This is a genomic window from Flavobacterium sp. 20NA77.7, assembly GCF_031326205.1.
Taxonomy (GTDB): Bacteria; Bacteroidota; Bacteroidia; order Flavobacteriales; family Flavobacteriaceae; genus Flavobacterium; species Flavobacterium nakdongensis.
In genome coordinates this window covers 1804039-1816321 of record NZ_CP133721.1, presented here as the reverse complement: position 1 = coordinate 1816321, position 12283 = coordinate 1804039, and the positions used below count along the sequence as shown (strand labels likewise).

The following is a 12283-nucleotide window of genomic DNA, read 5'->3' as shown; positions in this document are numbered from 1 at the left end:
ATCATGGCAAAAATTTTAGTAAAACAAGTGAAAAGTAAAATCAACTGTCCATTAGTTCAAAAAAGAACGTTAGAAGCATTAGGTCTTCGTAAAATGGGACAAGTTGTTGAGCACGATGCAAGTCCTGCTATCCTTGGAATGGTAAATAAAGTTAAACACTTAGTTTCTGTAGAAGAAACTAAATAACACGAATAGTTATGAATTTAAGTAACTTACAACCGGCTGAAGGGTCAACTCACAACCAAAATAAAAGAGTAGGTAGAGGACAAGGTTCTGGAAAAGGTGGTACTTCTACAAGAGGTCACAAAGGAGCAAAATCTCGTTCAGGATACTCTAAAAAAATTGGTTTTGAAGGTGGTCAAATGCCGTTACAAAGAAGAGTTCCAAAATTTGGTTTCAAAAATATCAATAGAGTAGAATATCAAGGCGTAAATCTTGATACATTACAAAATTTAGTTGATAATGGTATTGTTACAGATACTGTAGATTTTACAGTATTAGTAGAAAATCGTTTAGCTACTAAAAATAGCTTGGTTAAGATTTTAGGTAGAGGTGAGCTAAAAGCTAAACTAAAAGTAAGTGCTCACAAATTTACCGCAACAGCGAAAGCAGCTATTGAAGCAGCTGGAGGTGAAGCAGTAACTTTATAATTCTTAAATCAAGATGAAGAAATTTATAGATTCATTAGTCAATGTTTGGAAAATAGAAGAACTAAAAAACAAAATTTTAGTTACTCTAGGAATTTTACTTGTGTACCGTTTCGGTTCACAAGTAACTTTGCCAGGGATTGATGCAACTAAATTGCAAAATCTTTCTAACCAAACAGATCAAGGTATTGGTTGGTTAATTAATGTATTTACAGGTGGTGCTTTTTCGGAAGCTTCCATCTTTGCATTGGGAATCATGCCATACATATCTGCATCTATTGTAGTGCAATTAATGGGAATTGCTATTCCTTATTTACAAAAACTACAAAAAGATGGTGAAAGTGGTAGAAAGAAATTGAATCAAATTACTCGTTGGTTAACAATAGGTATTACCCTAGTACAAGGTCCTGGTTATATTTATAATCTAAAAAATACATTACCAGGAGATGCATTCAGTGGCGATTTTTTCAGTTTCTTCCCGTTATTCGGTTCAGTATTAATAATCGTAACAGGTACAATTTTTGCCATGTGGTTAGGTGAAAGAATAACTGAAAAAGGAATTGGAAATGGTATTTCATTATTAATTATGGTAGGTATTTTGGCTAGAATGCCAGAAGCGTTTATTCAAGAAATTGGATCAGCAGTATCTCAAAATAATGGTGGAATCATGAAAATTGTTATTGAAATAATTATATGGTTATTAGTAATAATAGCATGTATTTTATTAGTAATGGCATTAAGAAAAGTACAGGTTCAATATGCTAGAAGATCTGTTTCTGGTGATTTTGAAGTTGATTCTTTAGGCGATAATAGACAATTTATCCCTTTAAAATTAAATTCTGCAGGAGTTATGCCAATTATTTTTGCGCAAGCAATTATGTTTATACCTGCTGCAATCGCTGGATTATCTAAGTCTGACGCTGCTTTAAGCATCTCAAGTATGTTTAAAGATCCGTTTGGATTAGTATATAATGTTGTTTTTGCATTATTAATTATAATTTTTACGTATTTTTACACCGCCATTACGGTGCCAACAAATAAAATGGCAGATGATTTAAAAAGAAGTGGAGGTTTCATTCCAGGTATTAAACCCGGAGCTGAAACAGGAGATTTCCTTGATAAATTAATGTCGCTTATAACCTTCCCTGGTTCTATTTTCCTAGCATTAATAGCTGTGTTCCCAGCAATTATTCACGGATTATTAAATGTACAAGGTTCTTGGGCTTATTTTTATGGCGGAACTTCATTAATCATCATGGTTGGAGTTGCAATCGACACTATTCAACAAATCAATTCGTATTTGTTAAATAAACATTATGATGGCTTAATGAAAAGTGGTAAAAATAGAAAAGCTGTAGCTTAATAATATTATGGCAAAACAATCAGCAATAGAACAAGACGGTTCAATAGTAGAGGCATTGTCAAATGCTATGTTCCGTGTAGAATTAGAAAATGGACATGTTGTAATTGCTCATATCTCTGGTAAAATGCGTATGCATTACATTAAATTATTACCAGGCGACAAGGTAAAACTTGAAATGAGCCCTTATGATTTGTCAAAAGCTAGAATTACTTATAGATACTAAAGGCTATTAAAATGAAAGTAAGAGCATCAGTTAAAAAAAGAAGCGCAGAATGTATTATCGTGCGTAGAAAAGGTAGATTATACGTTATTAATAAAAAGAATCCTAGATTTAAACAAAGACAAGGATAATTATGGCAAGAATTGCAGGGGTTGATATACCTAAAAACAAAAGAGGAATTATTGCTTTAACATACATTTTTGGTGTTGGTAAAAGCAGAGCTACTGAGATTTTAGAAAAAGCTCAGGTTAGTCAGGATAAAAAAGTATCTGATTGGAATGATGACGAAATCGGAGCAATCCGTGAAGCGGTTTCATCATTTAAAATCGAAGGTGAACTACGTTCTGAAATTCAATTAAACATTAAACGTTTAATGGATATCGGTTGTCAAAGAGGAATCCGTCATAGAGCGGGACTTCCTTTAAGAGGACAAAGAACGAAAAACAATTCGAGAACAAGAAAAGGTAAAAGAAAAACTGTTGCTAACAAGAAAAAAGCAACTAAATAATAAGTAAGTAATATGGCTAAGGCAACTACAAAAAAACGTAAAGTTATCGTTGAGTCTTCTGGAGAAGCGCATATTAACGCTACTTTTAACAATATCATCATTTCTTTGACAAATAAGAAAGGTGAAGTTATTTCTTGGTCTTCTGCCGGTAAAATGGGCTTTAGAGGTTCTAAAAAGAATACTCCATATGCAGCTCAAATGGCCGCTGAAGATTGTGGAAAAGTAGCTCTTGAAGCTGGACTAAAAAAAGTAAAAGTTTACGTTAAAGGTCCTGGAAACGGTAGAGAATCTGCTATCAGATCTATCCATAATAGTGGAATTGAAGTTACAGAAATTATTGATGTAACTCCAATGCCTCACAATGGATGTCGTCCTCCAAAAAGAAGAAGAGTATAATTATTAGTATAAACTAGGTAGGAATTAGATTATCGAAGGAAAGACCTTAATTCATAATCCCTACCTTAATTTAAATTTAGAAATGGCAAGATATACTGGTCCAAAAACAAAAATCGCACGTAAATTCGGCGAAGCTATTTTCGGAGAAGACAGAGCCTTCGAAAAAAGAAACTATCCTCCTGGACAACATGGTTTGGCTAAAAGAAGAGGAAAAAAATCTGAATATGCTGTTCAGTTAATGGAAAAGCAAAAAGCTAAATATACCTATGGTATTTTAGAGCGTCAATTCAGAAACCTTTTTGAAAAAGCATCAGCTGCTTCAGGTGTAACAGGTGAAATCCTTTTACAATTATGTGAATCTCGTTTAGATAACGTGGTTTACAGAATGGGTGTAGCTCCTACTCGTAGAGGTGCTCGTCAATTAGTTTCACACAGACATATTACTGTGAATGGAGAAGTGGTGAACATTCCTTCTTATCACCTTAAACCAGGTGATAAAGTGGCAGTTCGTGAAAAATCAAAATCTCTAGAAGCTATCGATCGTTCTTTAGCTAATTCATCTACTGTGTATGAATGGATTACTTGGAATAACGATACAAAAGAAGGTACTTTTGTTGCTGTACCTCAAAGAATCCAAATTCCAGAAAATATCAAAGAGCAACTAATCGTTGAGTTGTATAACAAATAATAATTGACATTAGTCGAAAATATGGCAATATTTAATTTTCAAAAGCCCGATAAAGTTATCATGATCGATTCAACCGATTTTGAAGGTAAATTTGAATTTAGACCTTTAGAACCTGGTTATGGATTGACTGTTGGTAATGCACTAAGAAGAGTTTTACTTTCTTCTCTTGAAGGTTTTGCTATAACGTCTGTTAAAATTGATGGTGTGGAACATGAGTTCTCTACTATTTCAGGTGTTGTAGAAGATGTAACAGAAATTATCTTAAACTTAAAACAAGTACGTTTTAAACGTCAAATTGAGGATATTGATAATGAGTCTGTTTCTATTTCTTTATCAGGAAAAGATCAAATAACTGCAGGTGATTTCCAAAAATTTATTTCTGGTTTTCAAGTTTTAAACCCTGAATTGGTAATTTGTAATCTTGATAGTAAAACTAACATCAACATGGAACTTACTATCGAAAAAGGTAGAGGTTATGTTCCAGCTGAAGAGAATAAAAAACAAAATGCTCCAATTGGTACCATCTTTACAGACTCTATCTATACGCCTGTAAAAAATGTGAAGTATTCAATTGAAAACTATCGTGTGGAACAAAAAACTGATTATGAAAAATTAGTTTTTGAAATCATTACTGATGGTTCTATTCATCCAAAAGATGCATTAACCGAAGCAGCTAAAACTCTAATTCATCATTTTATGTTATTCTCAGATGAGAGAATTACATTAGAGGCTGATGAAATTGCTCAAACTGAATCTTACGATGAAGAATCTTTACACATGAGACAGTTGTTAAAAACTAAACTTGTAGATATGGATTTATCAGTAAGAGCTTTAAATTGTTTAAAAGCGGCTGAAGTTGATACGCTAGGAGACTTAGTTTCTTTCAATAAAAATGACTTAATGAAATTCCGTAATTTCGGTAAAAAATCTTTAACAGAATTAGACGAATTAGTTGCTGTTAAAGGACTTACTTTCGGAATGGACTTAACAAAATACAAGTTAGATAAAGAATAAATTACTTCATATTTTGCTCTCCAAAGTGGATTGATGCAAGATGAAGGTTAAAAAAAAGACGTCATGAGACACGGAAAAAAATTTAATCATTTAAGTAGACAAACAGGACATAGAAAAGCTATGCTTGCTAATATGGCTTGTTCGTTAATTGAACATAAGCGTATTAATACTACTGTGGCAAAAGCAAAAGCTTTGAAACAATTTGTAGAACCGCTTGTTACTAAATCTAAAGAAGATACTACTCACAATAGACGTATCGTTTTCTCGTATTTGAGAAATAAATATGCTGTTACTGAATTATTCAGAGAAGTAGCTGCTAAAGTTGGCGACCGTCCAGGAGGATATACTCGTATTATTAAATTGGGTAACCGTCTTGGGGATAACGCTGATATGGCAATGATTGAATTAGTAGATTTCAATACATTATATAATGCTACTAAAAAAGAAGCTAAGAAAACAACTCGTAGAAGTAGAGCTAAAAAAGTGGAGGATGCATCAGTTGCTGAAACACCAGCTGTTGAAACTACAGAAGAAAATTCTGAAGCTGCTGAATAATCATGAAAATATTGATTTAAATAAAAAAAGGATAAACGTAATGTTTATCCTTTTTTTATATCTAATAATTAATATTTAACTTTGCAACATACAACAACACAACATGAAATATACAAATAGACCTCAAGCATTATTGCTACTGAAAGATGGTACAATATTTTACGGAAAATCTGTGGGTATTGCTGGCACAACATTTGGAGAAATAGCTTTTAACACAGGAACTACTGGATACCAAGAAATTTTTACAGACCCTTCTTATTATGGTCAAATTATGGTTACAACAAATGCTCACATCGGAAATTATGGTGTGAACGAAAAAGAAGTTGAATCAGATGGAGTAAAAATTGCAGGCTTAGTTTGTAAAAATTTTAGTTTTACTTATTCTAGACCAGATGCTTCAGAAAGTTTATACGAATATTTAGACAAACAAAACTTAATTGTTATTTCTGATGTAGACACGAGAGCATTGGTAAGTTATATTCGAGATAACGGCGCTATGAACGGGGTAATATGTACAGATGACACACCTCTTGATACTTTAAAAGCTAAATTAGCTGAAATGCCCGACATGAAAGGATTAGAGTTGGCTTCAAAAGTTTCAACTACATTGCCTTATTTCTTTGGAGATGAACAATCCACATATAAAATTTCTGCTTTAGATTTGGGTATAAAAACAAATATCTTACGAAATTTAGCGAGTAGAGATTGCTACATCAAAGTTTTTCCATATAATGCAAGTTACGAAGACCTGAAAAGTTTTAATCCAGACGGATATTTTCTGTCTAATGGCCCTGGTGATCCAGATCCATTGTTTGCCGCACAAGAAGTAGCACGACAAATTTTGGGTGATAATAAGCCATTATTTGGAATTTGTTTGGGACATCAAGTAATTGCTTTAGCAAACGGAATCTCAACCTACAAAATGTTTAATGGACATAGAGGAATAAATCATCCTGTAAAGAATATACTTACGGGTAAAGGAGAAATTACATCGCAAAATCATGGATTTGCAGTAGTGAAAGAAGAACTAGAAAAACATCCCGATTTCGAACTTACTCATGTTCATTTAAATGACGGAACTGTAGCAGGAATGCGAATGAAAAATAAAAACTGTTTTTCGGTACAATACCATCCTGAAGCTAGTCCAGGGCCACATGATTCCAGCTATCTTTTTGATCAATTTATTGAAAATATAAAAACAGCTAAAAACTAAAACGTTATCGTTTATAAATAGTATTCTTTTTATAGGTGTAAGAACTACTTAATCCTTAATTTTGTATATCTAAACAAATTAAATTAATTGAAATTCTATTTTCTAAATTAAACAATATGAGTATAATAATTAAAGTACACGCAAGACAAATATTAGATTCGAGAGGTAATCCTACTGTTGAAGTAGATGTAATTACAGAGAATGGTATTTTAGGTAGAGCAGCTGTACCTAGTGGAGCGTCTACGGGTGAGCATGAAGCTGTAGAATTAAGAGATGGCGGACAGGCTTTTATGGGTAAAGGAGTATATAAAGCTGTTGAAAATGTGAATATAACAATTGCTTCCGAATTGGTAGGAATGTCAGTTTTTGAACAAAATGCTATTGATAAAATGATGATTGAATTAGACAGTACTCCAAATAAATCAAATTTAGGAGCTAACGCTATTTTAGGGGTATCATTAGCTGTTGCAAAAGCTGCTGCTAACGAATTAGGAATGCCATTATATAGATATGTAGGAGGGGTCTCGGGTAATACGTTACCTGTTCCTATGATGAATATCATCAATGGAGGTTCGCATTCTGATGCGCCAATCGCTTTTCAAGAATTTATGATTATGCCAGTAAAGGCAAAATCATTTACACATGCGATGCAAATGGGTACGGAAATTTTCCATAATCTTAAAAAAGTATTACACGATAGAAATTTATCTACTGCAGTAGGTGATGAAGGTGGATTTGCACCTAACTTAGCTGGTGGTACAGAAGACGCATTAGATTCAATCAAATTAGCTGTTGAAAAAGCAGGATATACATTTGGTGGAGATGTGATGGTAGCTCTTGATTGTGCAGCTTCAGAATTTTATGTAAACGGAAAATACGACTACACAAAATTTGAAGGTGAAACAGGTAAAATTAGAACATCAGAAGAACAAGCTACTTATTTAGCAGAATTAGCTACAAAATATCCTATTATTTCAATAGAAGATGGAATGTATGAAGATGATTGGGAAGGGTGGAAATTATTAACCGAAAAGATTGGCGATAAAGTACAATTAGTTGGTGATGATTTATTTGTTACTAATGTAGAGCGTTTAGCCAAAGGAATTGATAACGGAATTGCTAATTCAATTTTGATTAAAGTAAACCAAATAGGAACACTTTCTGAAACAATTGCGGCTGTTAATATGGCTCATAATGCAGGATACACTTCTGTAATGTCTCATCGTTCAGGTGAAACAGAAGACAATACCATTGCCGATTTAGCCGTGGCCTTAAATTGTGGTCAAATTAAAACAGGTTCAGCTTCTCGTTCTGATCGTATGGCAAAGTACAATCAACTATTAAGAATAGAAGAAGAATTAGCAGACGTAGCCTATTTTCCAGGCGTAAATGCTTTTAAAATTAAAAAATAAATTAGTATTAAATTGATTATAAACTAAAGCCGATAGAATAGTATCGGCTTTTTTTATACAAATAAGACGCTCTTTTTTTGTAATAGATTTTATATATATCTATTATGCAATTTATCTATTTAATAATTTTAAATTTCAATATTTATTTGTTAAATTCGCAGAATACAATATAATCTACACGTAAAAAAATAGTACAATCATGTCAAATACTGCAATATTAGAGCTTGATGGCAAAAAATATGAGTTCCCAGTAATTGTGGGGACAGAAAATGAAGTTGCTATCGACATTGATAAGTTGCGCGGCGCAACAGGAGCAATTACAATCGATCCAGGATACAAAAATTCAGGTTCTTGTAAAAGTGAAATCACTTTCCTTGATGGAGAAGAAGGAATTTTAAGATATAGAGGCTACTCTATTGAAGAATTAGCCGAAAAGGCTAACTTTTTAGAAGTTTCTTATTTAGTAATTTTTGGAGAGTTGCCTACAAAAGAGCAATTAGCTCAATTTGAAAACGATATTAGAAAATATACGTTAGTCAATGAAGAAATGAAAAACATTATTGATGGTTTTCCAAAAACAGCTCATCCAATGGGTGTTTTATCTTCATTAACAAGTGCCTTAACTGCCTTTAATCCAAAAGTAGTTAATGTAGAAAATGAAAAAGAAATGTATGAAGCAGTTTGTAAAACTATGGGTAAATTCTTGGTTATTGCAACTTGGACATACAGAAAAATGATGGGTTATCCTTTAAACTATTACGATAATACAAAAGGATACGTGGAAAATTTCATGCGTTTAATGTTTGAATTACCAACAGGGCCCTATCAAACTAATCAAACGATTGTAAATGCATTAGATAAATTATTTATTTTACACGCTGATCACGAACAAAACTGTTCTACATCAACCGTTAGAATTGTAGGTTCATCTCATGCCGGATTATTTGCTTCAATATCTGCAGGTGTTTCAGCTTTATGGGGGCCTCTTCACGGAGGTGCTAATCAAGCGGTGTTAGAAATGCTTGAAGCCATTCAAAAAGATGGAGGAGATGCACAAAAATATTTAGCAAAAGCAAAAGATAAAAATGATCCGTTCAGATTAATGGGCTTTGGACATAGAGTGTATAAAAACTTTGACCCAAGAGCAAAAATCATTAAAAAAGCAGCTGACGAAGTATTAGCACAATTAGGAGTAAACGACCCTATTTTAACTATTGCAAAACAATTAGAAGAAGCAGCATTAGTTGATCCTTATTTTGTAGAAAGAAAATTATATCCAAATGTTGATTTCTATTCAGGTATTATTTACCGTGCTATAGGAATTCCTACAGATATGTTTACTGTATTATTTGCAATCGGAAGATTACCAGGTTGGATTGCACAATGGAAAGAAATGCGTATCAATAAAGAACCTATTGGAAGACCAAGACAAGTATATACAGGTTATCCATTACGCCCATTTGTTGAAATGAATAAAAGATAATAGTAAAGCCTCGACATTTGTTCGGGGCTTTTTTTTAAAACCCTATTCCCGCCTTACATTAGAGTTGGTCACATAAAAAAAGAAAACTAATTTTAAAAAGGAGCTTCTTATGTCGCTCTTTTATAAAAAGTTTTCTAGTATTTTATAGCTCCCAAGCTCCCATTTCAGTCGGGGGTAGAAAACTTATTTAAAATAAATCACTTTTTACTTGACAACCCCTGTTTTCAGATTGTATATTTGCAACAGATATTTAGAAAAATTCTAAATTCTAAATTCTAAATTCAAATTTTATATGAAATTATCGCACTTTAATTTTAATTTACCTGAAGAATTACTTGCCGAATTCCCTGCAGAAAATAGAGATGAGTCTCGTTTGATGGTTGTTGATAGAAAAAAAGGAACTATTGAACACAAAATGTTTAAAGATATCATTGATTATTTTGACGATGGAGATGTAATGGTTTTAAATAACACAAAAGTATTTCCAGCACGTCTTTATGGAAATAAAGAAAAAACAGGAGCGCGTATTGAAGTGTTTTTGTTAAGAGAATTAAATGCAGAACAACGTCTTTGGGATGTACTAGTAGATCCAGCACGTAAAATTAGAATTGGTAATAAATTGTATTTTGGCGAAGACGATTCTCTTGTGGCAGAAGTAATTGACAATACTACGTCTCGTGGAAGAACGTTACGCTTTTTATACGATGGTTCGTATGAAGAATTCAGACAAAAATTAGTTGAGCTAGGTGAAACACCCATTCCAAAATATATCAATAGAGAAGTAACGCCCGAAGATGCAGAACGTTACCAAACTATTTACGCTAAAGAGGAAGGAGCTGTAGCAGCTCCAACAGCAGGTTTGCATTTCTCCAAACACTTGATGAAACGTTTAGAAATTAAAGGAATTGAATTTGCAGAAGTAACATTACATGTTGGTTTAGGTACTTTTAATCCTGTAGAAGTAGAAGATTTATCTAAACATAAAATGGACTCTGAAGAAATGATGATTGCACAAGAATCTTGTGATATTGTAAATAAAGCTAAAGTAAGAAAATCTAAAGTTTGTTGTGTAGGAACAACATCTATGCGTGCTTTAGAAAGTTCCGTGTCTTCTATGAGAACTTTAAATCCATATGTGGGATGGACAAATAAATTTATTTATCCGCCATATGATTTTAGTATAGCAGATTGTATGGTAACTAATTTTCATACGCCAAAATCTACTTTATTAATGATGATTTCTGCATTTTGCGGGCATGATTTAATGAAAAAAGCGTATGACGAAGCTATTAAAGAAAAATACCGTTTCTATTCTTATGGAGATGCAATGTTAATTCTTTAATTTTGAAAATATTAAGTAAAAGAGAGGCTGTTAATTTTTAACTGCCTCTTTCTTATTTTAACAAACCTTTCATTAAAATTTGCTAAATTTACACCACCGAAAAACAAACCATAATGAACTTTCAAAACACCAGAGAATTTGCAAAAAAATTAGATGCAAATGATGAATTAGCACACTATAAAAATGAATTTTATTTTCCTCAACATAACGGTAAAGATGTTATTTATTTTACAGGAAATTCGTTAGGGTTACAGCCTAAGATTACAAAATCGTATGTAGATGAAATCATGAATGACTGGGCTAATATGGCGGTAGAAGGACATTTTTATTCTGACAAGCCTTGGTGGGATTACCATGAACGTTTTTGTGAGCCACTAAGTAAAATTGTTGGGGCTTTACCTTCAGAAGTAGGTGTAATGAATACGCTAACGATAAACTTACATTTGTTATTGGTGTCTTTTTATCAACCTACAACTACTAGGTTTAAAATAATTTGCGAAGAAAAAGCCTTTCCTTCAGATCAATATATGTTGCAAACTCAAGTTGCTTTTCATGCAAAAAATATTGGGTTTAATCCAAGCGAGGCAATCGTAGAGGTTAAGAGACGTGAGGGAGAACTGAACATTCATCACGAAGATGTGTTGGCAAAAATTAAGGAAGTAGGTGATGAACTAGCACTTGTACTTATTGGAGGCGTAAATTATTATACAGGTCAAGTATTTGATATGCAGGCAATCACTAAAGCAGGTCATGATCAAGGCGCTATTGTGGGTTGGGATTTAGCCCATGCGGCAGGTAATATTGAAATGCATTTACACGATTGGCAGGTTGATTTCGCTGCGTGGTGTAGTTATAAATATATGAATTCTGGACCAGGTAATGCTTCAGGTTTTTTTGTACATGAAAAACATCATACAAATAAAAATTTAGCTCGTTTTGCAGGTTGGTATGGCCATAATAAAGAGCGTCGTTTTTTAATGGAACCAAGTTTTGATCCAGTTCAGGGAGCAAATGGCTGGCAAGTAAGTAATTTGCCGGTACTCTCTTTAGCGCCATATTTAGCATCTGTTGAAATGTTTAATGCGGTTGGAATGGATAAGTTAATTGCAAAAAGAAATTTAATTACATCTTATCTTGAATTTGTTTTACAAGAAATTGATAAAGAAGTAGAACAAGCTAATTTCGAGATAATTACACCTTCAAATTCTACTGAAAGAGGTTGCCAGTTATCGGTATATCTTCACGGCCAAGGAAAAGAACTATTTAATTATTTAATGCAAAATGGCGTGGTAACAGATTGGAGAGAACCAAATGTAATTCGATTAGCACCTGTTCCATTTTATACTTCTTTTGAAGATATGTATGAATTTGGGCAAATTTTAAAAAAAGGTATTATAGTAAACAGTAAATAGGTAAGAAATTATTTTTAACTTGAAATAGAA

15 protein-coding genes are annotated in these 12283 nt (G+C 32.9%); all 15 read left to right on the top strand.

The annotated features are described in order from the left end of the window. The first annotated feature begins 3 nt into the window (after positions 1 to 3). The 15 genes from rpmD (at position 4) to kynU (ending at position 12253) form a co-directional block, all read left to right on the top strand. Positions 4 to 186 (top strand): 50S ribosomal protein L30, encoded by a 183-nt coding sequence (rpmD, locus tag RF683_RS08115; RefSeq protein ID WP_298655761.1) that lies wholly within the window; start codon positions 4 to 6, stop codon positions 184 to 186. Between the two features lie 11 nt (positions 187 to 197). Next, on the top strand, positions 198 to 650 hold the full coding sequence (gene rplO, locus RF683_RS08110) for a 50S ribosomal protein L15 (protein ID WP_298655762.1): 453 nt from the start codon (positions 198 to 200) through the stop codon (positions 648 to 650). 13 nt (positions 651 to 663) lie between these two features. Next, positions 664 to 2010, top strand: coding sequence for a preprotein translocase subunit SecY (gene secY, locus RF683_RS08105; protein WP_298655763.1), 1347 nt, complete (start codon positions 664 to 666; stop codon positions 2008 to 2010). A gap of 7 nt (positions 2011 to 2017) precedes the next feature. Beyond that, positions 2018 to 2233 carry a translation initiation factor IF-1 gene (gene infA / locus RF683_RS08100; RefSeq protein ID WP_091314296.1) on the top strand — a complete coding sequence of 72 codons (216 nt, stop codon included), beginning with the start codon at positions 2018 to 2020 and terminating at the stop codon, positions 2231 to 2233. Positions 2234 to 2244: 11 nt separating this feature from the next. Further along, the gene (ykgO, locus tag RF683_RS08095) at positions 2245 to 2361 is read left to right on the top strand and encodes a type B 50S ribosomal protein L36 (RefSeq protein ID WP_002987490.1); all 117 of its coding nucleotides are present in this window, start codon (positions 2245 to 2247) and stop codon (positions 2359 to 2361) included. A 2-nt stretch (positions 2362 to 2363) separates the two neighbouring features. After that, positions 2364 to 2738, top strand: a complete 375-nt coding sequence (gene rpsM / locus RF683_RS08090; protein WP_298655766.1) for a 30S ribosomal protein S13 — start codon at positions 2364 to 2366, stop codon at positions 2736 to 2738. 12 nt (positions 2739 to 2750) lie between these two features. Next, positions 2751 to 3134, top strand: a complete 384-nt coding sequence (gene rpsK, locus RF683_RS08085) for a 30S ribosomal protein S11 (protein WP_091467573.1) — start codon at positions 2751 to 2753, stop codon at positions 3132 to 3134. 82 nt (positions 3135 to 3216) lie between these two features. Continuing rightward, positions 3217 to 3822: a 30S ribosomal protein S4 gene (rpsD, locus tag RF683_RS08080; RefSeq protein ID WP_298655770.1), complete on the top strand. Its 606-nt coding sequence runs from the start codon at positions 3217 to 3219 to the stop codon at positions 3820 to 3822. A gap of 21 nt (positions 3823 to 3843) precedes the next feature. Continuing rightward, positions 3844 to 4836, top strand: a complete 993-nt coding sequence (locus RF683_RS08075; protein WP_309531813.1) for a DNA-directed RNA polymerase subunit alpha — start codon at positions 3844 to 3846, stop codon at positions 4834 to 4836. Between the two features lie 63 nt (positions 4837 to 4899). After that, positions 4900 to 5391 carry a 50S ribosomal protein L17 gene (gene rplQ / locus RF683_RS08070; RefSeq protein WP_309531812.1) on the top strand — a complete coding sequence of 164 codons (492 nt, stop codon included), beginning with the start codon at positions 4900 to 4902 and terminating at the stop codon, positions 5389 to 5391. Positions 5392 to 5494: 103 nt separating this feature from the next. Further along, the gene (carA, locus tag RF683_RS08065) at positions 5495 to 6604 is read left to right on the top strand and encodes a glutamine-hydrolyzing carbamoyl-phosphate synthase small subunit (protein WP_309531811.1); all 1110 of its coding nucleotides are present in this window, start codon (positions 5495 to 5497) and stop codon (positions 6602 to 6604) included. 116 nt (positions 6605 to 6720) lie between these two features. After that, positions 6721 to 8016 (top strand): phosphopyruvate hydratase, encoded by a 1296-nt coding sequence (eno, locus tag RF683_RS08060; protein WP_309531810.1) that lies wholly within the window; start codon positions 6721 to 6723, stop codon positions 8014 to 8016. Between the two features lie 199 nt (positions 8017 to 8215). Beyond that, positions 8216 to 9499 carry a citrate synthase gene (locus RF683_RS08055; RefSeq protein WP_298655780.1) on the top strand — a complete coding sequence of 428 codons (1284 nt, stop codon included), beginning with the start codon at positions 8216 to 8218 and terminating at the stop codon, positions 9497 to 9499. Between the two features lie 292 nt (positions 9500 to 9791). Beyond that, positions 9792 to 10841 (top strand): tRNA preQ1(34) S-adenosylmethionine ribosyltransferase-isomerase QueA, encoded by a 1050-nt coding sequence (gene queA, locus RF683_RS08050; RefSeq protein WP_309531809.1) that lies wholly within the window; start codon positions 9792 to 9794, stop codon positions 10839 to 10841. Between the two features lie 113 nt (positions 10842 to 10954). Further along, positions 10955 to 12253, top strand: a complete 1299-nt coding sequence (gene kynU, locus RF683_RS08045; RefSeq protein WP_309531808.1) for a kynureninase — start codon at positions 10955 to 10957, stop codon at positions 12251 to 12253. Positions 12254 to 12283 lie beyond the last annotated feature (30 nt).